This is a genomic window from Streptomyces sp. NPDC020742 (assembly GCF_040641675.1).
Lineage (GTDB): Bacteria > Actinomycetota > Actinomycetes > Streptomycetales > Streptomycetaceae > Streptomyces.
In genome coordinates this window covers 86,928-110,933 of sequence record NZ_JBFAEA010000008.1, presented here as the reverse complement: position 1 = coordinate 110,933, position 24,006 = coordinate 86,928, and the positions used below count along the sequence as shown (strand labels likewise).

Genomic DNA, 24,006 nt, shown 5'->3' with positions numbered 1-24,006 from the left:
ATGTGCAAGATCAAGTCACCGCACCGGGACATTCGGCGCTTGTAATTACCCCAGGTGAACTTGCGATTTCACGCTTCCGGCGGGTTTGATGGCCGGTCCACGACGGACCGGCGGGTGCCGCAGAACCTGTAGCGTGCTCTAGCGAAGACCGATGACCTTACCGCTCCCGAGCGGATCGATTCGACGGCGAGGACCGATGGCACCGACGCAGAGCCCCCAGGGCCCGTCCGATCCTGATGCCACCGGCTCCCACATCCCGGACGCACCGGAGATGTGGGGGAACGGCGGACTGGTCGGCGACGGCCGCTACCGGCTCACGCGACGGCTCGGCCGTGGCGGCATGGCGGAGGTGTTCGCGGCCGAGGACGTGCGTCTGGGCCGTACCGTCGCCGTGAAGCTGCTGCGTGCCGACCTCGCCGAGGACCCGGTGTCCAAGGCCCGCTTCACGCGTGAGGCACAGTCCGTGGCCGGCCTGAACCACCACGCGGTGGTGGCGGTCTACGACTCCGGCGAGGACCTGGTCGGTGGCAACACCGTCCCCTATATCGTGATGGAGCTGGTCGAGGGCCACACCATCCGCGACCTGCTGCTCAACGCCGACTCCCCGCCGGCGGACCAGGCGCTGATCATCGTCTCCGGTGTGCTGGAGGCGCTGGCCTACAGCCACCAGCACGGCATCGTGCACCGTGACATCAAGCCCGCGAACGTGATCATCACCAACAGCGGTGCGGTGAAGGTCATGGACTTCGGCATCGCCCGCGCGCTGCACGGCGCGCAGTCGACCATGACGCAGACCGGCATGGTCATGGGCACCCCTCAGTACCTCTCCCCGGAGCAGGCGCTCGGCAAGACCGTCGACACCCGCTCCGACCTCTACGCCACCGGCTGTCTCCTCTACGAACTGCTCGCCCTGCGGCCGCCGTTCACCGGTGAGACCCCGCTGTCGGTCGTCTACCAGCACGTCCAGGACATGCCGGTGCCGCCGTCCGAGGTCGCCGAGGTCCCGCCGGAGCTGGACGGCCTGGTCATGCGGTCGCTGGCGAAGGACCCCGACGACCGGTTCCAGACCGCCGAGGAGATGCGCGGTCTGGTCCAGTACTCGCTGCAGATGCTGCAGGAACAGGGCGGGTACACCGGGACCTGGAGCACCGGCCCGGTCGCCATGCACGAGGGCGGGCTCGGCCGCCCGTCCATGGGCACCGCCGCCACCACCGCGCTGCCGCACTCCGACGCCGGGCACACCACGGCCCAGCCGATCCTGCCGCACGGCATGCGGGACGACGACGGCGGCTTCGACGGCGCTGGCCGGCCGGCCAAGGGCGGCCGCGGCAAGGCCTGGCTGATCGCGGCGCTGGCCATCATCGCCATCGCGGTGGGCGTGGCCTTCGCGCTGCAGAACACCGGCGACCAGCACAAGAAGCAGCAGACCCCCGCCTCGCAGTCCCCGAAGCCGTCGAAGGACGACAAGACCAGCGAGCCGCCGTCGGAGGAGCCCAGCACCCCGCAGACCGAGCCCGGCGGCATCGGCGGCGACACCGGTACCTACACCGAGCCGTCGACCGAGCAGCCGTCCACGCCGGAGACGTCCGCACCGCCCACCTCGCAGCCGCCGACCACCCAGGAGCCCTCCACCGCGCCGCCCACCGACACCGGTGGCACCGACACCAGCGGCACCACGGACGGCGGGGCGGCCGACGGCGGCGCCGCGGACGGCGGGGCGGCCGACGGCGGGGCCAACGCCGGTACGGACGGCGGCCCCACCTCCGGCACCGGCACGAACACCGGCACCACGCTCGGTACCACCGGCTGACCCGTCCGGCCGCCCGGGTCAGCGGGTGAACGCCTCGCGCACCGCGCGGTATTCACGGGTCCACCACACGGCCAGGGCGGCCGCCGCCGGGAATTGCGGATCGGTGCGGCGGTCGCCGAGCCGGTAGCGCCAGGTGAGCATCCAGAAGTCGTTGAGCCGCTCCCACCACACCCGGTGGACGGCCGCGGCCAGTTCCTCCGCGCCGGCCCCACAGGCGCTGCGGTAGGCGCCCGCGTACGCCCTGACCTTGGCCAGGTCCAGCGTGCCGCAGGGGCGTACGAAGAAGATCGCGGCGGCGCGTACCGCCTCCTCGGCGCGCGGTTGGACGTCCAGCCGGTCCCAGTCGACGATCGCGGTGGGTTCCGTGCCGCGGTAGAGCACGTTGAGCGGGTGGAAGTCGCCGTGCACCCAGCCCGCGGCCGGCTCCGCGCCGGGGGCCGGGCGGCGGTGCGCCTGCCGCTCCAGCAGGGCCCGGCGCTCCAGCAGGCGGTGCTCGGCCAGCTCGTCGAAGCTGGTGCGTGGGCGGGCGCTGCGGGCCAGCGCCAGCAGCTCGTCGATCATCTCGAAGGTCCGCGCGGGGTCGGCGCCGGCGTCCGTGCAGGGCGGCCGGGGCGGGTGCGGCTCGTTGGCCATGACCTGCTCCAGCGCGGTGTGCACCAGCCCGAGCAGGGCGCCGAGCCGGCGGGACTGGCCGCCGGTCAGGGCGGCTCCGGTGAGGTGCCGGCCCTCGATCCAGGGGTGCAGGGCGTAGCAGCGGCCGTCGAGGACGGTGACCGTGCGGCCGTCGGCGTCCGCGACGGGCGGGGCGACCGGCAGGCCGAGCGCGGCGAGCCGGCGGGTGGCGCGGTGCTGGCGGGTGAGGGCGGCCCGGTCGCCGTCGAGGTGGTGCTTGAGGAAGTAGCGGCCACGGGTGGTGGCGAGGAAGTAGCCGTGGTTGAGCAGGCCTTCGGCGACCGGCTCGCAGGACAGCGGCGCGCCGGCGTGGGTGTAGTGACGGAGCAGGGATCCGAGGGTGTCTCTGTCGGGCGTCGCCGCCGTCCGGACTACAGATGAGCGCAGCACGCGCCAGATGTTAGATCACTTGCACCCGTCGGAGTGGGCACGTGGGAGAGCCTCACGCAGAGTGCGCACAGCCGGGGACCGGCACCCCGTGAGCAGGTGCAGCGTCACGAACTCCGGCTCCATGCGCAGGAAGACCGGCTCGAAGGGCACTCCGTCGGCCAGCCGCGGCGCGGGGTCGAAGCGGGCCCGCTCGGCGGGGGTCGGGGCGATCACCCGGGCGGTGCCGGTGCACTGCACCGACCAGGTGTGGTCGGCGCCGCTGCCGACGTTGTCGGCCTCGTAGGCGACCACGCTCCCGTCCAGCGCCCGGTGGTAGTCGTAGCCCCGGTGCAGCAGGATCATCAGCCGCCCGTCGGCGAGGACGAGGTGCCGGGTGACGGCGGTGAAGGGCAGCGCCCGCCGACTCGCCGAGACCCGTCCGTAGGGGATGCGGCCGAGCAGTTCGACGGCACGGTGGTGGTCGGTGGGCATGGCCCCACCCTGCCCGCCGGGCCCGGCCGTCCTGTAGGGCCCAGCAGCCCGGGGAGACGAGGACGATGGTCCCGAATCACCATGAGCCGGGCCGGGGTCGGTCCGCGTACCGGGCCTGGGCGGGGGTGGCCGCTGCCCTTACGGGTCAGTGCTTCTCGGCCTGTCGCCGTGCGACGAAGGCGGCGGCCTGGGAGCGGCGCTCCATGCCCAGCTTCGACAGCAGGCTGGAGACATAGTTCTTGATCGTCTTCTCGGCGAGGTGCAGCCGCTCGCCGATCGCCCGGTTGGTCAGGCCCTCGCCGATCAGGTCGAGGATCCGGCGCTCCTGGTCGGTGAGGTTGGCCAGCCGGTCGTCCCCCTTGGCGCCGTTGCCGTCGCGCAGCCGCTCCAGGACGCGGGCGGTGGCCACGGGGTCGAGCAGCGACTTGCCGGCCGCCACCTCGCGTACCGCGGAGAGCAGTTCATTGCCCCGGATGGCCTTGAGCACATAGCCGGCGGCCCCGGCCATGATCGCGTCGAAGAGGGCCTCGTCGTCGGCGAAGGAGGTGAGCATCAGGCATTTGATGTCCGCGTTCTGCGAACGGATCTCACGGCAGACCTCGACGCCGCTGCCGTCGGGCAGCCGTACGTCCAGCACCGCCACGTCGGGACGCGTCGCGGGGATCCTGACCAGGGCATCTGCGGCGGTGCCGGCCTCTCCGACGACCTCGATGTCCTGCTCGACCGAGAGCATTTCGTGGACACCGCGCCGGACGACCTCGTGGTCATCGAGCAGGAATACCGTGATTTTTCCGTCTTCGCGCACCACACCAGTCTCACACATCAACTCTTCCCGTGCTCCAGGTCACCGATATAACGTGCCGTTGTCCCGGCGGCCTGCAACGCTGTGACCAGGAGTTGTTCCCACCTTTGCGATTTTACTTGGAAATCCAAGCAAAATCGCAGGTCAGCGCCGTTTCCACTTCGGCTTTGACAATGGGTAACGTGCAATGAGGCAGGCCACCTTCCGGGAGCTTTGTTCCACCCGGAGCCGGCCGCGATCGCACACACCCCGTGCGCCGTATCGGATACCGGGTGAGCCGCAATACGGCCACCGGCGGACCCCGGGGGCCGGACAGACGGAGGAGCAGCACGTGACCGTGGAAGGCACTGCGCAGCGGAAGAATGCCCGCGGCAGCAGCAAGCGCACCACCGCCAAAAAGGCGACGCCGGCGAAGAAGGCGTCCTCGGCGAAGGCCCGCCCCGGCGGCCGGCCCGAGCAGGCGGAGCAGGATCAGCTCGTACAACTGCTGACCCCGGAAGGGAAGCGGGTCGAGCACCCGGATTACTCGATCGACCTCTCCCCTGAAGAACTGCGCGGCCTCTACCGTGACATGGTGCTGACGCGGAAGTTCGACGCTGAGGCGACCACTTTGCAACGCCAGGGAGAACTCGGCCTCTGGGCATCGCTGCTGGGCCAGGAAGCGGCCCAGATCGGCTCCGGCCGCGCGCTGCGCGACGATGACTATGTCTTCCCGACCTACCGTGAGCACGGTGTGGCCTGGTGCCGTGGTGTCGACCCGACGAATCTGCTGGGCATGTTCCGCGGTGTCAATCACGGCGGGTGGGACCCCAACACCAACAACTTCCACCTCTACACGATCGTGATCGGTTCGCAGACGCTGCACGCGACCGGCTATGCGATGGGTGTGCAGAAGGACGGCGCGGGTTCCGCGGTCATCGCGTATTTCGGTGACGGTGCCTCCAGCCAGGGCGATGTCGCGGAATCCTTCACCTTCTCCGCGGTCTACAACGCCCCGGTGGTGTTCTTCTGCCAGAACAACCAGTGGGCGATTTCCGAGCCCACCGAGAAGCAGACCCGGGTGCCGCTCTACCAGCGCGCCCGCGGCTTCGGATTCCCCGGCGTACGGGTCGACGGCAACGACGTCCTGGCCTGTCTGGCGGTGACCAGGGCGGCACTGGAGCGGGCCCGCACCGGTCAGGGGCCGATGCTCATCGAGGCGTTCACCTACCGGATGGGCGCGCACACCACCTCCGACGACCCGACGCGCTACCGGGCGGACGAGGAGCGGGTGGCCTGGGAGGCCAAGGACCCGATCCGGCGGCTGCGGACCTACCTGCAGGACGAGGGGCTGGTCGACGAGGCCTTCCTGGCGTCGATCGACGAGGAGAGCGAGGCCCTGGGCAAGCGGGTCCGCGACGCCGTCCGCGCCATGCCGGACCCGGACCACATGGCGATCTTCGAGAACGTCTATGCCGACGGGCACGCGCTCGTCGATGAGGAGCGCGCGCAGTTCGCCGCGTACCAGGCGTCGTTCGCCGACGCCGATCTCGCCGCGGAGGGGAACTGACCATGGCCGTCTTCGAGAAGATCACCATCGCCAAGGCGATCAACGCCTCGCTCCGTGCCTCCATGGAGGCCGACCCCAAGGTCCTCGTCATGGGCGAGGACGTCGGCAAGCTCGGCGGCGTCTTCCGCGTCACCGACGGGCTGCAGAAGGACTTCGGCGAGGAGCGGGTGATCGACACCCCGCTCGCCGAGTCCGGGATCGTCGGCACGGCCATCGGCCTGGCGCTGCGCGGCTACCGCCCGGTCGTCGAGATCCAGTTCGACGGCTTCGTCTTCCCCGCCTACGACCAGATCGTCACCCAGCTCGCCAAGATGCACGCCCGCGCGCTGGGCAAGGTCAAGGTGCCGGTCGTCATCCGCATCCCGTACGCGGGCGGCATCGGCGCGGTCGAGCACCACTCCGAGTCCCCCGAGGCGCTGTTCGCGCATGTCGCGGGCCTCAAGATCGTCACTCCCTCGAACTCCTCCGACGCCTACTGGATGCTCCAGCAGGCCATCGCGGGCGACGACCCGGTCATCTACTTCGAGCCCAAGCGCCGCTACCACGACAAGTCGCGCCTGGACACCGAGTCCATCCCCGACCCGCTGCACACGGCCCGGGTCACCCAGACCGGCTCCGACCTCACCCTGGCCGCCTACGGCCCGATGGTGAAGGTCTGCCTGGACGCCGCCAAGGTCGCGGCCGAGGAGGGCAAGTCGGTCGAGGTCGTCGACCTGCGCTCGCTCTCCCCGATCGACTTCGACACCCTCCAGTCGTCAGTGCAGAAGACCGGCCGGCTGGTCGTTGTCCACGAGGCGCCGGTCTTCTTCGGCTCCGGTGCGGAGATCGCCGCCCGGATCACCGAGCGGTGCTTCTACCACCTGGAGGCCCCGGTCCTCCGGGTCGGCGGCTTCCACTCCCCGTACCCGCCCTCCCGGCTGGAGGACGAGTACCTTCCGGGGCTGGACCGGGTGCTCGACGCCGTCGACCGTGCGTTGGCGTACTGAGGGTTTGAGGAGAGTTCGTGACCATGACTGCAGGCACCGCCAACGCCCAGCGCTTCCGCGAGTTCAAGATGCCCGACGTGGGCGAGGGGCTCACCGAGGCCGAGATCCTCAAGTGGTACGTCCAGCCGGGCGACACCGTCACCGACGGCCAGGTCGTCTGTGAGGTGGAGACCGCCAAGGCGGCCGTCGAACTGCCCATCCCCTACGACGGGGTGGTGCACGAGCTGCGCTTCGGCGAGGGCGTCACCGTCGACGTCGGCACCGCCATCATCTCCGTGGACACCGACCCCGGTGCCGGCCCCGCCGGGGCGCCGGCCGCGGCCGCCGCTCCTGAGCAGGCCGCGGCGGCCGAGGAGGAGGACGCCGAGCCGCAGGGCCGGCAGGCGGTGCTGGTGGGCTATGGCGCCGCTCCGTCCTCGACCAAGCGCCGGGCGCGCAAGCCGCAGCCGGGGGTGCCGGCACAGCCGGAGCCGGTCAAGGCCCAGCTGCAGGCCGAGCTGAACGGGCGGCCCGCGGCGGTTCCGACGCCCGCTCCGATGGCGCCGGCCGCGGTCCCGACACCGGCTCCGGCCGCCCCGGTTCCGCCGGCTGCGCGGCCCGTGGGTGCCGGTGCTGCCGGCCGGCCGCTGGCCAAGCCGCCGGTGCGCAAGTTGGCCAAGGACCTCGGCATCGACCTGTCGACGGTCGCCCCGACCGGCCCGGACGGGATCATCACCCGTGCGGACGTCCATGCGGCCGCCGCACCGGCGGCCGCGGCCCCGGTCGCACCGGCCGAGGTACCCGTGGCGGTGGCGCCCGCGGCGGCCGAGCCCGGCATCGTGGACACCGCGGCACGCGAGCGGCGGGTTCCGGTCAAGGGCGTCCGCAAGGCCACCGCCCAGGCGATGGTCGCCAGTGCCTTCACCGCGCCGCACGTCACGGAGTTCATCACCGTCGATGTGACGCGCACGATGAAGCTCGTCCAGGAGCTGAAGCAGGACCCGGACATGGCGGGGCTGCGGGTCAACCCGCTGCTGCTGGTCGCCAAGGCCTTCCTGGTGGCCCTCAAGCGCCATCCGGAGGTCAATGCGGCCTGGGACGAGGCGCGTCAGGAGATCGTCTACAAGGACTACGTCAACCTCGGGATCGCGGCGGCCACACCGCGCGGGCTGATCGTCCCCAACATCAAGGATGCCGGGGGCAAGACGCTCCCCCAACTCGCCGCGGAGCTGGGCGATCTGGTGGCCACCGCGCGGGAGGGCAAGACCTCTCCGGCGGCGATGACCGGTGGCACGGTCACCATCACCAACGTCGGCGTCTTCGGCGTCGACACCGGTACGCCGATCCTCAACCCGGGGGAGTCGGCGATCCTCGCCTTCGGTGCGGTCAAGCTCCAGCCGTGGGTGCACAAGGGCAAGGTGAAGGCCCGCCAGGTCACCACCCTCGCGCTGTCCTTCGACCACCGTCTGATCGACGGTGAGCTGGGCTCCAAGCTGCTCGCGGACATCGCGGCGATCCTGGAGCGGCCGAAGCGGCTCATCACCTGGAGCTGATCCGGCACAGGGAACACCACCGCCCCGGGGCGTCGTTTCACGTGAAACGACGCCCCGGGGCGGTTCTGCGTCGGATCAGCCGCGAATGAGCTGCACGGCGCGGCTGAAGTGCGCCACCGGGCCGGTCGGGCCGGACTCGTCCACATGGGCGGCGCCACGGGTCAGCGCAACGCCCGCACACAGGCCGGCAACGATCAGTGCCAGCACGACGGTGTTCCGCGTGCGGCGGCCGGCGTTCGTCCTGGTCTGCATGGTCAACTCCCCTTGAGTGTCGGAGCCTCCCCGACTCCGTGTCTCCATTCACCCATGGGATCCAGGCCCGCTCGTACGCGCCAGGTACGGACTCGCCTCACACTTTAGGCGGACCTTACATCCCCCTCCGAGCCCCCCTTGCGAAGGAGTCGGGCCACACCGCCGTAAAGGGTTTGCCGTCGGGTGCCGCGCTGTTTACGGTCGGCGCAATGAGCAGCGAGGCGAGCATTCGGCGTTATCGGCCCTCCGACCAGGACGTGGTCATCGACCTCTGGTCCCGGGCGGTGCGGCAGGCCCATCCGTTCATCGAGGGTGAGGGAGCCGGCGAGCGGGCCCGGATCCTCCGCGAGGTGTATCTGGCCCGGGCGGAGAACTGGGTCGCCGAGCGCGACGGCACGGTGATCGGGCTGCTGGCGTTGCTGCCGGGCGGGCCGGGGGAGCACACGGACCGGGCGCCCGGGGAGGGGCCCGGCGCCGAGGTCGGCGGGCTGTTCGTGGCGCCGGAGGCCCAAGGGGGCGGCGCCGGGGGGCAGTTGGTCGAGCATGCCGCCGCGCTGCACGGGGCGCTGCGGCTGGAGGTCTTCGAGGGGAACGCCCGTGGCCGCCGCTTCTCCGCACACCTCGGCTTCACCGAGCGGGGCCGGCGGACGGACGGGGAGACCGGTCATCCCCTGATCGCCCTGGACCGTGCCGCTCCGCTGCGGTCGGTGAGCTGGCTGCACCTGCGGGAGGGGCGACTGCTGAGCGTACGGACGCGGGGGAACGACACCTTCTACCTGCCGGGTGGGAAGTACGAGCCCGGCGAGACGGCGCGCGAGGCGCTCGCCCGGGAGCTCGGCGAGGAGCTCGGTCTGGTGGTCGACGCCGAGGAACTGCGCGAGGCGTTCGTCATCCACGCCCTCGCCCACGGCAGGAACGAGGGGCGCCGGCTCCATATGACCTGCTTCACCGGCGGGCCCCAGGACATCGTCCCGGTGCCGGGCCGGGAGATCGCCGAGTACGCCTGGTTCGACCGCGCGGAGGCGGGTGAGCGCTGCGCTCCCGCCCATGCCCAGGTGGTGGCCCGGCTGATCGCACAGGGACGGATGCCGGGCTGATCCCCGGGGCAGGGTAGCGGGGCCCCAAGGCCCCGTTACCAGGTCATATCGCCAGGCTTTCGTCCGTATCGCGGACGGGGGTGCCGGACGGATACCTGTTGTATCTATCCTGTGTGCATGCCCTCTGCACCGACTTCCGCCCCTCCCGTCAGAGATCCCGCCGCCAAGCCGCCGCCCGCCGCCGAGCGGGTCTATGCGCACATCAAGGACGCCGTCCTGGACCGGCGTTACGAGGGCGGCATGCTGCTCACCGAGGGCGAACTGGCCGATGCCGTGGGGGTGTCCCGGACGCCGGTGCGGGAGGCGCTGCTGCGGCTGGAGGTCGAGGGACTGATCAAGCTCTACCCGAAGAAGGGCGCGATGGTGCTGCCGGTCTCCGCGCAGGAGATCGCGGATGTCGTGGAGACCCGGCTGCTGGTGGAGCAGCACGCCGCGGCCAAGGCGGTGCCCGCGAGCCGGGCGCTGGTCGAGGAGCTGACCGAGCTGTTGGAGACCATGCGGGCGCAGGCCGCCGCCGGCGATCTGGCCGCCGTCTCCGTCACTGACCGCGCCTTCCACGCGGCCATCGTGCGCAGCGCCGGCAACCAGATCCTGGACCGGCTCTACGAGCAACTGCGCGACCGTCAGCTGCGGATGGGCGTTGCGGTGATGCACGCCCACCCGGACCGGATCGCCAAGAACATCGCCGAGCACGCCGAGATCCTCCAGGCGCTGGAGGCCGGCGATGCGGACGCCGCGACCGAGGCCGTGCACCGGCACGTCAGCTGGGTCCGCAACCTCGCGCAGGGAGAGGTGCGATGAGCGCCGGCGGAGCGGAGGGCTCCGGCGGCTCCGGCATAGGCGGCTCCTCCGCCCGGCTGCTGCCCCTCGACCCGCCCGGCGGTCGACAGGCCGTGGCGGTCTGGGGCATCGGCGTCGCGGTCTACTTCGTGGCGATCACCTACCGTACGAGCCTCGGTGTGGCCGGGCTGGACGCCGCCGAGCGCTTCCACATCAACGCCTCGGCGCTCTCGACCTTCTCCATCCTGCAGTTGCTGGTGTACGCGGGGATGCAGATCCCGGTGGGCCTGCTGGTCGACCGGCTCGGCGCCAAGAAGGTGCTGACGCTCGGGGTGGTGCTCTACACCCTCGGCCAGCTCGGCTTCGCGCTCTCCGTGTCGTACTCCATGGCGCTTGGCTCCCGGGCGCTGCTCGGCTGTGGCGATGCGATGACCTTCATCAGCGTGCTGCGGCTGGGCTCCCGCTGGTTCCCGGCGCGCCGCGGCCCGATGATCGCCCAGATCGCCGCGCTGGTCGGGATGGCGGGGAACCTGGTCTCGACCCTCGTTCTGGCCCGTTTCCTGCACACCTTCGGCTGGACGCCCACCTTCGCCGCCAGCGCGACCGGCGGGGTGCTCGTGCTGATCGTGCTGCTGCTCTTCCTCAAGGACCACCCCGAGGGCTTCGAGCCCCCGCCGGCGCCGGCCGCGCACTCCGGCGCCGGCTTCGTACGGCGGCAGATCGCCGAGGCCTGGCGAGAGCCCGGCACCCGGCTGGGCATGTGGGTGCACTTCACCACCCAGTTCCCCATGATGGTGTTCCTGCTGCTGTGGGGACTGCCGTTCCTGGTCGAGGCCCAGGGCCTGTCCCGGGGTACCGCCGGGGAGCTGCTCACGCTCGTGGTGCTCTCCAACATGGCGGTGGGCCTGGTCTACGGACAGGTCATCGCCCGCCACCACGCCGCCCGTATGCCGCTGGCCCTCGGCACCGTCGCCGCCACCGCGTCGATGTGGGCGCTGGTGCTGTGCTGGCCGGCCGATCATGCGCCAATGGGGCTGCTGGTCGCGCTGTGCGCGGTGCTGGGTGCCTGCGGTCCGGCCTCGATGATCGGCTTCGACTTCGCCCGGCCTGCCAATCCGCCCGAGCGTCAGGGCACCGCCTCCGGCATCGTCAACATGGGCGGGTTCACCGCCTCGATGACGACCCTGATGGCCGTCGGTGTGCTGCTGGATGCGACCGGCGACAACTACCGGATCGCGCTGGCCTCGCTCTTCGTCCTGGAGGCCGTGGGGCTCTGCCAGATACTCCGCCTGCGCCGCAGTGCCGCACAGCGCGAGCGCGAAAGGCTGGTGGTCAGCCGGGTGGAGGCGGTGCACGTACCGGCATGAGGCGGCGGGGGCTGTTTCACGTGAAACGTCACCGCCGGATCACCCCCGCCCCGTCTCCCGGCCGGGCCGCTACGGCGTGACCGCGAAGTTGTTCAGGATGGCGTCGGCGAGCTCGCGGTCGCCATCGATCTTGAGCTGCTCGGCGACGGCGGCCGGACGGACCCGGCCGCAGGCCAGCTGGTGGAAGAGGTCCCAGTCCAGCGCGAGGGTCACGGTCGGGCCGAGCGAGACGCTGCCGTCGATCGTGGCCTTGCCCTCGGCGTCGACGCGGACCGTGCGCAGGAACTCCAGCGCTCCGCCGACATCGAAGACCACCGCCGAATCGGTCGGCGCCTGGGCCCTCTTGGCGACGACACCGGGCAGCGCCTTCACCAGCAGATCCCGTGTCACATGGGCGCCGGGGGAGTCCAGATTGCCGGGCTTGCCGAGCGCCCGGCGCAGGTCCTGCTCATGCACCCAGACGTCGAACGCCCGCTGCTGCAGCACGAATTCCAGCGAACGGTCCTCATCGAGCGGGCTGCGCACCACGGCGTCCGGCTGGCGGGACTCGTTGCGCAGCTGTCGCGAGCGACGGATGACGGTGTATTCGAGTTCGCTGAGCATCTCCGGCGCGGTGTGGTGCCGGCGGACGTCGACCTGTACCTCCATGCGGCGGGCCGATTCGCTGCGGACGTGGTAGAGGTCGCGCGGCAGCGTGTGGATCGGCCGCGGGTCGCCCAGCATTTCGCATTCCAGGCCGATGACATGGGAGACCACATCGCGAACGGACCATCCTGGCAGGCATGTCGCCTTGTTCCACTCGCCCTCGACGAGCGGGGTGACCAGCTCGGTTATCGCTTCTATGGAGTGAGTCCAGGCATCGATGGAGGACTGAAGGCTGGGATGGACGGTCACGGGACCCCTCGGACGGTTCGTACGCGGGCTGCTGTCTGTGCAGTTAAGTTACGCTGCGCACGGGCACCCCGGCAGTGCTTTCGGATGACCATCGTAGGCGGATGTGCCCCTGCCGCAGAGGGCCACGGCGCCCCTCCCTCAGAGGGTCGCGGCGCCCCTGCCGCGCCCGGTCCTCAGTCCTCGCCGCGCTCCCGCTCGGCCAGCCGGATCACACACACCGCGAGGGCGATCAGCAGCGGCGGATCCGCGTCCTCCCGTACGACATTGACGGCGTAGGTGTCGCGCACGGTCAGCCAGCGGCGGGAGATCTCGGCGAGCAGCTCGCCGTCGTACTCGATCGCGAACTCCCGGTCCAGGATCTTGCCGCTGATGTCCAGCTCGGTGCCGTCCACCAGCTCGACGCGGTAGTGGTTGCGCAGCAGCGAGAGCCGCTTGCGCCGGACCGTGGCCAGCGGCTGGTCGTCCCGCTCGATCGTCATGGTGTCGCGCAGGGCCAGCATCTTCTTCCGGATGGTGATCAGCACCCGGCGGTCGGGGTCCTTCAGCTCGAAGGTCTCCCGCAGCCGCAGTGCCTTCCCGTCGACGAGGAAGGCGTGGTGGCCGTGTTCGTCCACGATCCAGTAGTCGTCGCCGATGCCGAAGATCCGGTCGCGTACGAGGTACTTGCGGGAGCGCGGGGGCGGGCCCCCGGGGGTTGGCTGCATGGCTGACCTGTTCCCCGGTGCCCCGGCGGAATGCGCACGCACCGGAGTGACGTTGAATGTCGACATGGCTTCACGTGCACGCGTCCGGGCCCCCGAGCTGACCGGCAAGGGCGGCTGGCTGAACACCGGCGACAAGGAACTCACCCTCTCCGACCTGCGAGGACGCATTGTCGTCCTGGATTTCTGGACGTTTTGCTGTGTGAACTGTCTGCACGTCCTGGACGAGCTGCGGGAGCTGGAGGAGCGCCACCGCGACACCGTCGTGATCATCGGCGTGCACTCCCCGAAGTTCGTGCACGAGGCCGACCACCAGGCGGTGGTGGACGCCGTGGAGCGGTACGGCGTGGAGCACCCGGTCCTCGACGATCCCGAGCTCGCCACCTGGAAGCAGTACGCGGTGCGGGCCTGGCCGACGCTGGTGGTGATCGATCCCGAGGGCTATGTGGTGGCCCAGCACGCCGGTGAGGGGCACGCCCACGCCCTCGCGGCGCTCATCGAGGAGCTGGCGGCCGAGCACGGCGCCAAGGGCACCCTGCGCCGCGGCGACGGCCCGTACGTGCCGCCGGAGCCGGTCGCCACCGACCTGCGCTTCCCCGGCAAGGCCGTACGGCTGCCGGGCGGCGGCTTCCTGGTCTCCGACACCACCCGGCACCAACTGGTGGAGCTGGCCGAGGACGGTGAGCGGGTACTGCGCCGGATCGGCAGCGGCGAACGCGGCCTGACGCCGGACTCCTTCAACGAACCGCAGGGCCTGGCGCTGCTGCCGGACGGCAGGGTCGCCGTCGCGGACACCGTCAACCACGCCCTGCGGGTGTTCGACCCGGAGACCGGTGCGCTGGAGACGATGGCCGGCACCGGCACGCAGTGGTGGCAGGGCTCGCCGACCTCGGGCCCGGCCCTGGAGGTGGCGCTCTCCTCACCGTGGGACGTCGCCTGGTGGCGGGACCGGCTGTGGATCGCGATGGCCGGGGTGCACCAGCTGTGGACCTACGACCCGGCCACCGGCACGGTCGAGGTGGCGGCCGGCACCACCAACGAGGGCCTGGTGGACGGCCCGGCGGCCGAGGCCTGGTTCGCCCAGCCGTCCGGGCTCGCGGCGGCCGGCGACCGGCTGTGGGTGGCGGACTCGGAGACCAGCGCGGTCCGCTGGGTGGAGCCCGCCGCGGACGGCGACGGCCATGTGGTGCGTACGGCCGTGGGCACCGGTCTCTTCGACTTCGGGCACCGTGACGGCGCCGCCGGCCAGGCGCTGCTGCAGCATCCGCTGGGCGTGACCGCGCTGCCCGACGGCTCGGTCGCCGTCGCGGACACCTACAACCACGCGCTGCGCCGCTTCGACCCGGCGAGCGGCGAGGTCAGCACGCTGGCGACGGATCTGCGCGAGCCGTCCGACGCGGTGCTGGTCGGCGACGACATCGTGGTGGTGGAGTCGGCGCGGCACCGGCTGACCCGGCTGCGGCTGCCCGAGGAGGCGGTGCGCGTGGAGTCGGTGGCGCACCGCACCCAGCGTGCGGCCACGGAGGTCGCGCCGGGCGCGCTGCGGCTGGAGGTGGTCTTCCAGGCCCCGGCGGGCCAGAAACTGGACACCCGGTACGGCCCCTCGACGCGGCTGCTGGTCAGCGCCACCCCGCCGGAGCTGCTCGCGGAGGGCGCCGGCGCCGGTACCGACCTCGCCCGGGACCTGGTGCTCGCGGACGGGGTGACCGAGGGCGTGCTGCACGTCTCGGCGATGGCCGCATCCTGCGATGACGACCCGGACATCGAGTACCCCGCCTGCCATGTGCACCAGCAGGACTGGGGCGTCCCGGTGGAGGTCACCGACGGCGGGACGGCCCGGCTGGGGCTGGTTCTGGCGGGACTGGACGCGTAACCGGCGGGCCTGCCGCCCGGGCCCGCCGCACCGGCCCAGGCGGGACTGCCGGGCAGTCCCGGCCCCGGCCGACAGGGTCTAGTTGCCCACGCCGGCCGCGAGTTCGGCGCCGTGGACGCTCGACGACCAGTTGGTGACCTTGCTCTTGCCGACGGAGATGTGCAGCCGCTTCTCCGCGAAGTCGACCGTGACCGGACCGCGGGTGACGGAGGTCGACGAGATGCCCATGAAGTCGATGGTCACCGACTTCTGCGCGGTGCCCTTGGCGGCCGCGGTGTTGGTGGGGATCACCGCGTAGGCGTAGCCGTTGGAGGGCACGGTGATGCGGGTGCCGTCGACGTGGCCGGGGGCGCCCTGCTGGAGTGGCAGCGGGTCCTTGGCGTTGGTGAAGCGCAGCAGCGGGGCGTTGTACAGCTTGCAGTCGCGGCTGGTGGTGTTCTTGAACTTCACGGTCACATGGCTCTTGGGGCCGGTCTGCTGGGAGAAGGTGACCTTGTAGGTGCTGGGGAAGCAGTCGGGCACCCGCGTCGCCGCCGCTCCCGCTCCCGCCGCGGCCGCGCCACCACCGATGATCTTGCGCTTCTTGCTCTTGGAGGACGAGAAGGAGGACTTCTTCGACTTCTTCGCATTCTTCGAGGAGTGGCTGTTGCAGCCGGTCAGCGCCAGCGAGCCGGCCAGCCCGAGGGCCAGTGCGGCGTAGGCGGCGGAGCGGCTGCGGGAGCGGCGTGCGGTCATGGGTGGTTCCCCCAGTGGGTCGCTGCGGTCAGCGAGGTGGGTCTGTCATGGCACGGCCACGATATCCACTGCGGCCTAATGCGCCAGGGTGGGTTTGGCGAGTGCCCGGTGGTCGGGGTGTCATCGCAGGTCAGGGCGTTGATAGGCGGGAAGTGGGCGGTGCGGTGGGGGCTGATTCCGGACAACTGGGCAATGCGGTGTTTTCCAGCTGTTCCGGTCGGATCCGGATGCCCGGGACCCACCTCTGCTGTCCGTCGTACTTGATTCGGAACCATGTGCTGCTGTGCCCGCCCACCTCGTCGGTGACGGTCACACCGTTGGCGATGCGGCACACCGCGTGCAGCTCATCGCCGTGCCAGACGTGTCCCACGACATTGGGGCGCCGGTAGGGCCGGTAGGGATCCCGGGCCAGGGAGAGGGCGCAGTGCGCGGTCCGTTTGCCCTGGCAGTCCCGTTCGACGTTGTGGACGGTGATCAGGGCGGACCCCGTGCCCCGGGCGGGGAGCCGGGGTACCGGGCTCTCGACGTCGTCGTCCGGCTGGGTCAACGCCAGGACGGCCAGCGCGGCGGCCATGAGTAGCGCGGCGGTGCCGAGTGCGGCGAGCGCCAGCCGCAGCAGGCGCCGGGCCGGCGATACGGCGCCGTCCCCGCCGTGCGGCGCCTGCTCCCCGGTGGCGGTCTCTCCCGTGGCTGCGGTCTCCCCTGTGGTGGTGGTCTCCCCTGTGGTGGTGACCTCGCCCGGGGAGGGGGCGGTTGCGCCCCGCTCGCCCGCATCGGCCGCTTCCTGCGCCCGGTGGAGCAGATCGACCAGGGCGGGCAGCCGGTCCTTGCCGGTGAAGGAGAGCTTGCACCACTGCACCAGCAGCCGTTCGTCGGGCAGGCTCCGGCCGCGCAGGTAGCGGGAGAGGGCGGAGCGGCTGGCGGGCAGTCGGCCCTCCAACTCCTTCAGGCTGTAGCCCAGTTCACCGTGCATCCGGCGGAGGGCGGCGGCGAAGTCCCGTAACGGGCCGGAGAGTTCGTGGGGAAGAGGGGCCAGGGGCTTGCGACGGGAATTTGCGGCGTGGTTCTGATGGCCAGGCACGTCCCGCATTCCAGCACAGCGGGCATGCGCGCGCGAGGGGCACTTCCGCTCCCCTGTGACGGAAGTGCCCCTCGTTACACGATCCGGAGGTGACCCCGATCGATCGGTGACCTTTCACGCGAAACACACGGATGTTTCACGTGAAACCGCGGATCCGGTCCGGCCGGGGGGCGGCTCGGGTCAGCCGCCGAACGCGACGGGACGGCGTGGGTGCACCCCGCGTACCCCGCGCACCCCGGCGACACCGATGCCGGCCGCGGCGATCGCGGGCCGGAGCGTGCGGACCACGGACCTGCGGAGTGGCGCCCGCCGGGCGGGCTTCCCGCCTCCCGGAGCGGTGCGGTGGTCCCTTGCCGGTGCGGTGTCCGCCGGGTGCGTGCTGCCAGGACAGGACGGGCCACCGTCCGGGACAGGACGGGCCACCGCCAGGGAAAGGACGGGCCACCGCCCGGGACATGACGGGACGGTGGGCAGGAGAAAGGGCGCCCGCGGGGGGAAACGGGCGCCCTGGCTTTTTGGGGTGGCGGCTCAGCCGGCCGGCTCACCACGCAAGGGCATCGCCCGGATCGGCCTGCCAGTACGTCACCCAGGCGCTGTCGTCCACGTACACCGCACCGCCCGGGAGCGGCACGGCGCTCGCACCGCCGATGCTGCCCTTGCCGTCGCGGCCCGGGAGGCTCACGGACAGGGAGGACACGGCCCGGCCGTGCCGGCCGGAGCCGTCGGCGGACGAGGTCAGCACGCCCGCGTAGCCGGACTCTCCGGGGGCCAGGGTGACCAGGGCCGCCGGCTTGCTGTCCGCCAGCTCGGCGAGCGGGGACTGCGCCCCGTCGAACTGCAGATGGGGGGCGAGGTAGAGGTCGCAGGCGGCGCCGGAGGTGTTGGTGGCCCTCAGCAGCAGGTGACCGACCGGCCGCTCCAGCGGCTTGGCGACGATCCGTACCGCATCGGCGTCGCAGGCGGAGTGCCGGACGGGGGCGGTGCCGCCGCCGTGGCCCGCGCCGTCCGTCCCGTCGGCGGTGCGGCGTCCGGCCCCGGTGCTCTGACCGCTCGCCGCGTTCTGCTCCCGGTCTCCGCCGTCGGGCCGGGTGCCGCTCAGCTCCGCCCCGTCGTCGTGCGCCACCGGCCGGTTGTCCTGCGCCGCCGGCAGGACTGCCGCGGACCGGGCCTCCCACGGCCCCGGGTGGTACGGCTTGGCGGCGCTGGTCTGCAGCGGGTTGTCCTGGCCGCATGCGGTGAGGGTGAGCGCGGCCGCCGCGGTCAGCCCGGCCGCGGCGGCCCGCAGCGTACGACGGCGGGCGGTGCCGGCCGTACGGACAGTGCTGGTGTGGGTCTGACGGCGCGGCATCTCCGGTCTCCCCCGGGTTGGTGGTCCTGCGGTGTACTGACCACGATGCCGCCCGCCGTTGGCGTCCCACTAACGTGCGCCTAACGCCCCCCCCCGGGCGCCGTCCCGGGCACGCCGTGCGGGGATCAGTCGGTCCCGTCCCCGGTGCCGTCGCGGCCACCCGGACCGCTCCGGCCGCCGCTCCCCCCACCGTCCCCGCGCTCGTCCCGCGCGAAGAGCTGGGTCAGCGTGCTGATCGTGTAGACATCGGTGGCCTCCTCGTCCACCAGGTGCATCTCGGCCAGCCGCTCCAGACCGTCCTGGGTGCGCTCCTGGTCGTAGCCGGCCAGCGCCGCCGCCACCGATGCGTTGAGATGCCCGTCCGCACTGGTCGCCAGCGCGGACAGCAGCCGGGCGTCGTCCGCCGACAGCCGGGCGACCGACATCCGTAGCGCCGCCGCCATCCCGGTGTCCTCCGCCGACAGCAGCGCCAGCCGGCGCCGCTCGTCGCGCAGGGCCGAGGCGAGCCGGGCCAGCCGCCAGCGCGGCCGGGCGGTCAGCTGGGCGGCCGCGGCCCGCAGCGCCAGTGGCAACCCGTCGCACAGATCGACCAACTCCCGGGCGGCGGAGGGGTCCTCGGCCACCCGCTGTGGGCCGAGCATGGCGCCGAGCAGCGCGGCGCCCTCCTCATACCCCAGCGCCTGTAGGCCGACCGGCCGGGCCCAGTCGGTGGCGACCAGGCCGTCCAGCCGGCTGCGGCTGGTGACGACCGTGGCGCAGTGCGGGCCGCCGGGCAGCAGCGGCCGGACCTGTGCCGAACTGCGGGCATTGTCGAGGACGACCAGCAGCCGGCGCTCGGCGACCAGCGACCGGAAGAGCGCGGAGGCGGCCTGCGCCGACCCGGGCACCCGGTCCGGGGGCGTGCCGAGCGCCAGCAGGAAGTCCCGCAGGATCTCGGCCGGAGGAGCCTCGTCCTCCTCGCCGAAGCCGCGCAGATCGGCGAAGAGCTGGCCGTCGGGGAAGGAGCCGGCGTGCAGGTGCGCCCACTGCACGGCGCACGCGGTCTTGCCTACACCGGCCGGGCCCGCGACCACCGCCAGCGGACTCTCCCCGGGCGTACGGTCCAGCAACACCTCGGTCAGTGCATGGAGTTGCTCCTCGCGGCCGAGGAAGCGCGCCGGCGGCCTGGGCAGCAGCCGCGGCGCCGCACCGCCCCGCCCAGCCGGGCTCCCCGGTGCGGCCCCGTCGGCCGTACCCTCCGGAGCACTGCCCGGCCCCGTCGGCGGAGGGGTGCCGGCGGCCGGACCACCGGGGCCGCTCGCCTCGGTGGAGCCCTGGGCGGGCACCTGCCCGCTGCGGTCGTGTTTCACGTGAAACGAGGGTGCGCCCGCGGAGCCGTCGCCCGCGGGGCGCGCTCCCTTCGCCGGAGCGGCCGCGCGCTGCTGCTCGCTCGCTGCCTCCGCCCGCAGGATCTCCTCGTACGCACCGCGCAGCCGTTCGCCCGGATCGACGCCCAGCTCCTCGTTGAGCAGCCGGCGGGTGCGGTGGAACCACTCCAGGGCATCGGACTGCCGCCCGGTACGGAACAGCGCCCGCATCAGTCCGGCGATCAGCCCCTCCCGCAACGGGTGGTTGACGGCCGCGGAGTAGAGGATCGCTGCGGCCTGCTCGTGCTCACCCAGGGCACCGTGCGCCCGGCCCAGCGCCTCCACGGCCGTCAGCCGGCGCTCCTCCAGGGCGTGGGCCGCGGCGGCGAACGGCGGACTGGTGACGGTGCCGGTCAGCGCGGGGCCGCGCCACAGCCCCAGCGCCTCCCGCAGCAGCGGTACCGCATCGGCCGGCGCCGCCTCGGGGCGGGCCAGCGTCACCAGCTCTCCGAACCGGTGGGCGTCGATCAACTCCTCCGGCAGCCGCAGCAGATAGGCGGAGCCGTGGGTGGTCAGCTCGATGCCGTACGCCTGCGCGCCGCCCTCGGCGAGCGTGGCGCGGAGCCGCGAGACATGACCCTGGACGACCGTACGGGCGTGCTCGGGCGGCTCGTCCTCCCACAGGGAGTCGATCAACTGCTCCAGCGGAACGGTGGTGTTGGGCTGCAGCAACAGCAGCGCCAGCACACTGCGCCGTTTGGCAGGCCCGAGCGCCAGCTCTCCGGAGCCGGTCGCCACGGTGATCGAGCCCAGCAGTGAGAATTCCAACTCAGCCCTCCAGGAAGGCCGTCAGGGCGTTCGCCAGCAGGTACGGGTCCTCGGCGCCGCACAGCTCACGTGCCGAGTGCATGGACAGGATCGCGACGCCGATGTCGACCGTCGCAATGCCGTGCCGGGCGGCGGTGATCGGACCGATGGTGGTGCCGCACGGCATCGAGTTGTTGGAGACGAAACTCTGCCACGGCACGTCGGCGCGCTCGCAGGCCGCCGCGAAGAGCGCCCGGCCGCTGCCGTCGGTGGCATAGCGCTGGTTGACGTTGACCTTGAGGATCGGGCCGCCGTTGGGCATCGGGTGGTGCCCCGGGTCGTGCCGCTCGCTGTAGTTGGGGTGCAGGGCGTGGCCGGTGTCCGACGACAGGCAGACGGTGCCGGCGAAGGCCCGTGCCCGGTCCTCGTACGAGCCGCCGCGGGCGAAGACCGAGCGCTCCAGCACCGTGCCGAGCAACGGCCCGTCCGCTCCGGTGTCGGACTGGCTGCCGTTCTCCTCGTGGTCGAAGGCGGCCAGCACCGGAATGCCGGTGAGCCGGCTGCCGGTGCCGGCAGCGGCGGCCAGTGCGGCGGTACCGGCGTGCACGGAGAGCAGGTTGTCCATCCGGGGGCCGGCGACCAGCTCACGGTCACGGCCCAGATAGGACGGCGGCTCGATGCTGTGCACCATCAGGTCCCAGCCCTTGATCTCCTCGGCCGGAACGCCGGTCTCCTCGGCGACGAACGCGATCAGATCGCCCTCGGCCACCTCGCCCAGGCCCCAGATCGGCGTCATATGGCGCTGCTTGTCGAGCTTGAGGCCCTCGGCGTTCACCGAGCGGTCCAGGTGCACGGCCAACTGGGGCACCCGCAGCAACGCCCGGTCGACGGTGATCAGCCGGTGGCTGCCGTCCGCCAGGGTCACCCGTCCGCTCAGCCCCAGGTCGCGGTCGAGCCAGGTGTTGAGCAGGGTGCCGCCGTAGACCTCGACGGCGATCTGCCGCCAGCCGCGGGCGCCGGTATCCGGAATCGGCTTGACCCGCAGATTGGGAGAGTCGGTGTGAGCCCCCACAATTCGGTACGGAGTCGTCGCGTCCGCGCCCTCCGGCACGTACCAGGCGATGATCGCGCCGCCGCGCAGCACGTACTTGCCGCCGCTCTCGCCGTCCCAGGCGTCGACCTCCGCCACCTGCCGGAAGCCGGCCTTCTCCAGCCGCTCCGCCGCATTGGCCACCGCGTGGTAGGGCGACGGACTGGCGGCGAGGAAGGACATCAGGTCGTCGGTGTGGCCGCGATCGAAGCGGACGGAATTGGTCATGGATTCAGCATAAGGAGCCGGACCCCGCATTCCCGGTGTGTGTACGACGTGACTCCGTTCCCTTCCGGCCACGATGTCGGCATTGCAGGTCGAAAACCTAAATGGAATGAACGATTCCGATCGTTTCGAAGCTCGGGGCGGCCGTATGCGGCGCAGCGGCCGTATGGGCCGGGCGCGGGCCCCGGGGTCGAGGATGACGAAGCCCGCCTCTCCGGGGGAAGAGAGGCGGGCACCGTCAGTGTGGACACTCAATCTGAGAGACCTCTAAGAACGCCGCGGGCGGGCCGCGGGCACCGTTCTCAGAACGCGGCCTCGTCGAGCTCCATCAGGGACTGGTCGACGGACTCGGCCAGCCCGCGCTGGACGCCGACGCCCGGCAGGACGTTGTGCGCGAAGAACTTCGCCGCGGCGATCTTGCCGGTGTAGAACGGCTTGTCCTTCGCCGAGGCGCCGGCCAGCTTCCCGGCGGCCACCGCCGCGCCCTTGAGGAGCAGGTAGCCGATGACGACATCGCCGGAGGCCAACAGCAGGCGGGTGGTGTTCAGGCCGACCTTGTAGATGGACTTGACGTCCTTCTCGGTCGCCGCGAGGTCGCCCAGCATGGCGCCGACGATCGCCTCCAGGTCGGCGGCGGCCTTGGCCAGCTCGCCGCGGGCCTGGGCCAGCTCCTCGCCGCCGGTGTTGTCCGCGAGGAACTGCTTGATCTGGTCGGACAGCACGGTGAGGGCCTGGCCCTGGTCGCGGACGATCTTCCGGAAGAAGTAGTCCTGGCCCTGGATCGCGGTGGTGCCCTCGTAGAGGGTGTCGATCTTGGCGTCCCGGATGTACTGCTCGATCGGGTACTCCTGCAGGTAGCCGGAGCCGCCGAAGGTCTGCAGCGACTGCGCCAGCTGCTCGTAGGACTTCTCCGAGCCGTAGCCCTTGACGATCGGGAGCAGCAGGTCGTTCAGGCGGTGCGCGGCGCTGGCATCCTCACCCGCGGCCTCCTTGATCAGGATCTCGTCCTGGACGGTGGCGGTGTAGAGCACCAGGGCGCGCATGCCCTCGGTGTACGCCTTCTGCGTCATCAGCGAGCGGCGCACGTCGGGGTGGTGGGTGATGGTGACGCGGGGAGCGGTCTTGTCGGTGAAGGCCGCCAGGTCCGGACCCTGCACGCGCTCCTTGGCGTACTCCAGCGCGTTGAGGTAGCCGGTGGAGAGGGTGGCGATGGCCTTCGTGCCGACCATCATCCGGGCGAACTCGATGATCTTGAACATCTGGCGGATGCCGTCGTGCTTCTCGCCCAGCAGCCAGCCCTTGGCCGGGTGGTTGGCGCCGAAGGTCATCTCGCAGGTGTTGGAGGCCTTCAGGCCCATCTTGTGCTCGACGTTGGTGGCGTAGGCGCCGTTGCGCTCGCCCAGCTCGCCGGTCTCCCAGTCGAAGTCGAACTTCGGCACGATGAACAGCGACAGACCCTTGGTGCCCGGACCGGCACCCTCGGGGCGGGCGAGGACGAAGTGCACGATGTTCTCGGACATGTCGTGCTCACCGGAGGTGATGAAGCGCTTCACGCCCTCGATGTGCCAGGAGCCGTCCTCCTGCTGGGTGGCCTTGGTGCGGCCGGCGCCGACGTCCGAACCGGCGTCCGGCTCAGTCAGCACCATGGTGGAGCCCCACTGCTTGTCCACCATCAGCTGGGCTATGCGGTGCTGCTCCTCGGTGCCCTCTTCGAAGAGCACACCGGCGAAGGCGGGGCCGGAGGCGTACATCCAGACCGCCGGGTTGGCGCCCAGGATGGTCTCGGCGAAGCCCCAGAGCAGGGAGCGGGGGGCGGTGGTGCCGCCGATCTCCTCCGGGATGCCCAGCCGCCACCACTCGGCGTCCATGAACGCCTGGTAGCTCTTCTTGAAGGTGTCCGGGACCGGCGCGGTGTTGGTCTCCGGGTCGAAGACCGGGGGGTTGCGGTCGGCGTCGGCGAACGACTCGGCGAGCTCGTTCTCGGACAGCCGGGTGATCTCGGACAGGATGCTCTTGGCGGTGTCGACGTCCATCTCCGCGAACGGTCCGGTGCCGTACACGCTGTCACGGCCCAGCACCTCGAAGAGGTTGAACTCGATGTCGCGGAGGTTCGACTTGTAGTGGCCCATGGGTACGGCTCCGTAGGGGTTCGGGAGAGGACCCAAGGCGGGACCTCAGACGCAATACCGGCTAGTAGC

General features: G+C 71.5%; 20 protein-coding genes. 8 read left to right on the top strand and 12 right to left on the bottom strand.

Annotated elements, in window-relative coordinates; all coding sequences use genetic code 11:
• The first annotated feature begins 196 nt into the window (after positions 1–196).
• Entirely contained in the window at positions 197–1,810 is a 1,614-nt protein-coding gene (locus AB0G84_RS16755) for a protein kinase (RefSeq protein WP_361320750.1), read from the top strand.
• Between the two features lie 18 nt (positions 1,811–1,828).
• On the opposite strand, the gene AB0G84_RS16750 is transcribed toward AB0G84_RS16755, so the two are convergent.
• The 3 genes from AB0G84_RS16750 to AB0G84_RS16740 all read right to left on the bottom strand — a co-directional run bounded on the left by AB0G84_RS16750 (position 1,829) and on the right by AB0G84_RS16740 (position 4,148).
• Positions 1,829–2,872, bottom strand: a complete 1,044-nt coding sequence (locus AB0G84_RS16750; protein WP_361320748.1) for a phosphotransferase — start codon at positions 2,870–2,872, stop codon at positions 1,829–1,831.
• 15 nt (positions 2,873–2,887) lie between these two features.
• Positions 2,888–3,343, bottom strand: a complete 456-nt coding sequence (locus AB0G84_RS16745) for a pyridoxamine 5'-phosphate oxidase family protein (RefSeq protein WP_361320746.1) — start codon at positions 3,341–3,343, stop codon at positions 2,888–2,890.
• Between the two features lie 145 nt (positions 3,344–3,488).
• Positions 3,489–4,148, bottom strand: a complete 660-nt coding sequence (locus AB0G84_RS16740; RefSeq protein ID WP_361320744.1) for a response regulator transcription factor — start codon at positions 4,146–4,148, stop codon at positions 3,489–3,491.
• Positions 4,149–4,476: 328 nt separating this feature from the next.
• On the opposite strand from AB0G84_RS16740, the gene pdhA reads away from it, so the two are divergent.
• The 3 genes from pdhA to AB0G84_RS16725 are packed head-to-tail and all read left to right on the top strand — an operon-like array spanning position 4,477 to position 8,212.
• Positions 4,477–5,694: a pyruvate dehydrogenase (acetyl-transferring) E1 component subunit alpha gene (gene pdhA, locus AB0G84_RS16735; RefSeq protein WP_361320742.1), complete on the top strand. Its 1,218-nt coding sequence runs from the start codon at positions 4,477–4,479 to the stop codon at positions 5,692–5,694.
• A gap of 2 nt (positions 5,695–5,696) precedes the next feature.
• The gene (locus AB0G84_RS16730; protein ID WP_361320740.1) at positions 5,697–6,680 is read left to right on the top strand and encodes an alpha-ketoacid dehydrogenase subunit beta; all 984 of its coding nucleotides are present in this window, start codon (positions 5,697–5,699) and stop codon (positions 6,678–6,680) included.
• Between the two features lie 23 nt (positions 6,681–6,703).
• The gene (locus AB0G84_RS16725) at positions 6,704–8,212 is read left to right on the top strand and encodes a dihydrolipoamide acetyltransferase family protein (RefSeq protein WP_361321059.1); all 1,509 of its coding nucleotides are present in this window, start codon (positions 6,704–6,706) and stop codon (positions 8,210–8,212) included.
• Positions 8,213–8,287: 75 nt separating this feature from the next.
• On the opposite strand, the gene AB0G84_RS16720 is transcribed toward AB0G84_RS16725, so the two are convergent.
• Positions 8,288–8,464 carry a hypothetical protein gene (locus AB0G84_RS16720; RefSeq protein ID WP_361320738.1) on the bottom strand — a complete coding sequence of 59 codons (177 nt, stop codon included), beginning with the start codon at positions 8,462–8,464 and terminating at the stop codon, positions 8,288–8,290.
• Between the two features lie 209 nt (positions 8,465–8,673).
• On the opposite strand from AB0G84_RS16720, the gene AB0G84_RS16715 reads away from it, so the two are divergent.
• The 3 genes from AB0G84_RS16715 to AB0G84_RS16705 all read left to right on the top strand — a co-directional run bounded on the left by AB0G84_RS16715 (position 8,674) and on the right by AB0G84_RS16705 (position 11,708).
• Positions 8,674–9,561: a GNAT family N-acetyltransferase gene (locus tag AB0G84_RS16715; RefSeq protein ID WP_361320736.1), complete on the top strand. Its 888-nt coding sequence runs from the start codon at positions 8,674–8,676 to the stop codon at positions 9,559–9,561.
• A 117-nt stretch (positions 9,562–9,678) separates the two neighbouring features.
• Positions 9,679–10,362, top strand: a complete 684-nt coding sequence (locus AB0G84_RS16710) for a GntR family transcriptional regulator (protein ID WP_361320734.1) — start codon at positions 9,679–9,681, stop codon at positions 10,360–10,362.
• Positions 10,359–11,708, top strand: coding sequence for an MFS transporter (locus AB0G84_RS16705; protein ID WP_361320732.1), 1,350 nt, complete (start codon positions 10,359–10,361; stop codon positions 11,706–11,708). Before AB0G84_RS16710 ends, AB0G84_RS16705 begins: the two co-directional genes overlap by 4 nt.
• Before the next feature lie 69 nt (positions 11,709–11,777).
• Here AB0G84_RS16705 and AB0G84_RS16700 read toward each other — a convergent pair whose 3' ends face one another.
• A complete protein-coding gene (locus AB0G84_RS16700; RefSeq protein ID WP_361320730.1) occupies positions 11,778–12,602 on the bottom strand; it encodes a maleylpyruvate isomerase family mycothiol-dependent enzyme in 825 nt (274 codons plus the stop codon).
• A gap of 173 nt (positions 12,603–12,775) precedes the next feature.
• Positions 12,776–13,306 carry an LURP-one-related family protein gene (locus tag AB0G84_RS16695; protein ID WP_361320728.1) on the bottom strand — a complete coding sequence of 177 codons (531 nt, stop codon included), beginning with the start codon at positions 13,304–13,306 and terminating at the stop codon, positions 12,776–12,778.
• 64 nt (positions 13,307–13,370) lie between these two features.
• Between AB0G84_RS16695 and AB0G84_RS16690 the strand changes: the two genes are divergently transcribed.
• A complete protein-coding gene (locus AB0G84_RS16690) occupies positions 13,371–15,176 on the top strand; it encodes a thioredoxin-like domain-containing protein (protein ID WP_361320726.1) in 1,806 nt (601 codons plus the stop codon).
• Between the two features lie 78 nt (positions 15,177–15,254).
• Here the strand turns inward: AB0G84_RS16690 and AB0G84_RS16685 are convergent, their stop codons facing one another.
• The 6 genes from AB0G84_RS16685 to AB0G84_RS16660 form a co-directional block, all read right to left on the bottom strand.
• Positions 15,255–15,911 carry a DUF4232 domain-containing protein gene (locus tag AB0G84_RS16685; RefSeq protein ID WP_361320724.1) on the bottom strand — a complete coding sequence of 219 codons (657 nt, stop codon included), beginning with the start codon at positions 15,909–15,911 and terminating at the stop codon, positions 15,255–15,257.
• A 130-nt stretch (positions 15,912–16,041) separates the two neighbouring features.
• A complete protein-coding gene (locus tag AB0G84_RS16680; RefSeq protein WP_361320722.1) occupies positions 16,042–17,001 on the bottom strand; it encodes a helix-turn-helix transcriptional regulator in 960 nt (319 codons plus the stop codon).
• A gap of 532 nt (positions 17,002–17,533) precedes the next feature.
• Positions 17,534–18,340 (bottom strand): DUF4232 domain-containing protein, encoded by an 807-nt coding sequence (locus AB0G84_RS16675; RefSeq protein ID WP_361320720.1) that lies wholly within the window; start codon positions 18,338–18,340, stop codon positions 17,534–17,536.
• Between the two features lie 125 nt (positions 18,341–18,465).
• Positions 18,466–20,514, bottom strand: a complete 2,049-nt coding sequence (locus AB0G84_RS16670; RefSeq protein WP_361320718.1) for a BTAD domain-containing putative transcriptional regulator — start codon at positions 20,512–20,514, stop codon at positions 18,466–18,468.
• 1 nt (position 20,515) lies between these two features.
• Entirely contained in the window at positions 20,516–21,811 is a 1,296-nt protein-coding gene (locus tag AB0G84_RS16665) for a M18 family aminopeptidase (protein WP_361320716.1), read from the bottom strand.
• A gap of 299 nt (positions 21,812–22,110) precedes the next feature.
• Entirely contained in the window at positions 22,111–23,937 is a 1,827-nt protein-coding gene (locus AB0G84_RS16660; protein WP_361320714.1) for an acyl-CoA dehydrogenase, read from the bottom strand.
• Between the last annotated feature and the right edge of the window lie 69 nt (positions 23,938–24,006).

Excerpts from the sequence above, each read along its gene's own strand:
- AB0G84_RS16755 (WP_361320750.1), top strand. The coding sequence starts at position 197 with ATGGCACCGACGCAGAGCCCCCAGGGCCCGTCCGATCCTGATGCCACC.
- AB0G84_RS16745 (WP_361320746.1), bottom strand. The coding sequence starts at position 3,343 with ATGCCCACCGACCACCACCGTGCCGTCGAACTGCTCGGCCGCATCCCC.
- AB0G84_RS16730 (WP_361320740.1), top strand. The coding sequence starts at position 5,697 with ATGGCCGTCTTCGAGAAGATCACCATCGCCAAGGCGATCAACGCCTCG.
- AB0G84_RS16725 (WP_361321059.1), top strand. The coding sequence starts at position 6,704 with ATGACTGCAGGCACCGCCAACGCCCAGCGCTTCCGCGAGTTCAAGATG.
- AB0G84_RS16720 (WP_361320738.1), bottom strand. The coding sequence starts at position 8,464 with ATGCAGACCAGGACGAACGCCGGCCGCCGCACGCGGAACACCGTCGTG.
- AB0G84_RS16715 (WP_361320736.1), top strand. The coding sequence starts at position 8,674 with ATGAGCAGCGAGGCGAGCATTCGGCGTTATCGGCCCTCCGACCAGGAC.
- AB0G84_RS16710 (WP_361320734.1), top strand. The coding sequence starts at position 9,679 with ATGCCCTCTGCACCGACTTCCGCCCCTCCCGTCAGAGATCCCGCCGCC.
- AB0G84_RS16705 (WP_361320732.1), top strand. The coding sequence starts at position 10,359 with ATGAGCGCCGGCGGAGCGGAGGGCTCCGGCGGCTCCGGCATAGGCGGC.
- AB0G84_RS16695 (WP_361320728.1), bottom strand. The coding sequence starts at position 13,306 with ATGCAGCCAACCCCCGGGGGCCCGCCCCCGCGCTCCCGCAAGTACCTC.
- AB0G84_RS16690 (WP_361320726.1), top strand. The coding sequence starts at position 13,371 with ATGGCTTCACGTGCACGCGTCCGGGCCCCCGAGCTGACCGGCAAGGGC.
- AB0G84_RS16685 (WP_361320724.1), bottom strand. The coding sequence starts at position 15,911 with ATGACCGCACGCCGCTCCCGCAGCCGCTCCGCCGCCTACGCCGCACTG.
- AB0G84_RS16680 (WP_361320722.1), bottom strand. The coding sequence starts at position 17,001 with ATGCGGGACGTGCCTGGCCATCAGAACCACGCCGCAAATTCCCGTCGC.
- AB0G84_RS16675 (WP_361320720.1), bottom strand. The coding sequence starts at position 18,340 with ATGCCGCGCCGTCAGACCCACACCAGCACTGTCCGTACGGCCGGCACC.
- AB0G84_RS16665 (WP_361320716.1), bottom strand. The coding sequence starts at position 21,811 with ATGACCAATTCCGTCCGCTTCGATCGCGGCCACACCGACGACCTGATG.
- AB0G84_RS16660 (WP_361320714.1), bottom strand. The coding sequence starts at position 23,937 with ATGGGCCACTACAAGTCGAACCTCCGCGACATCGAGTTCAACCTCTTC.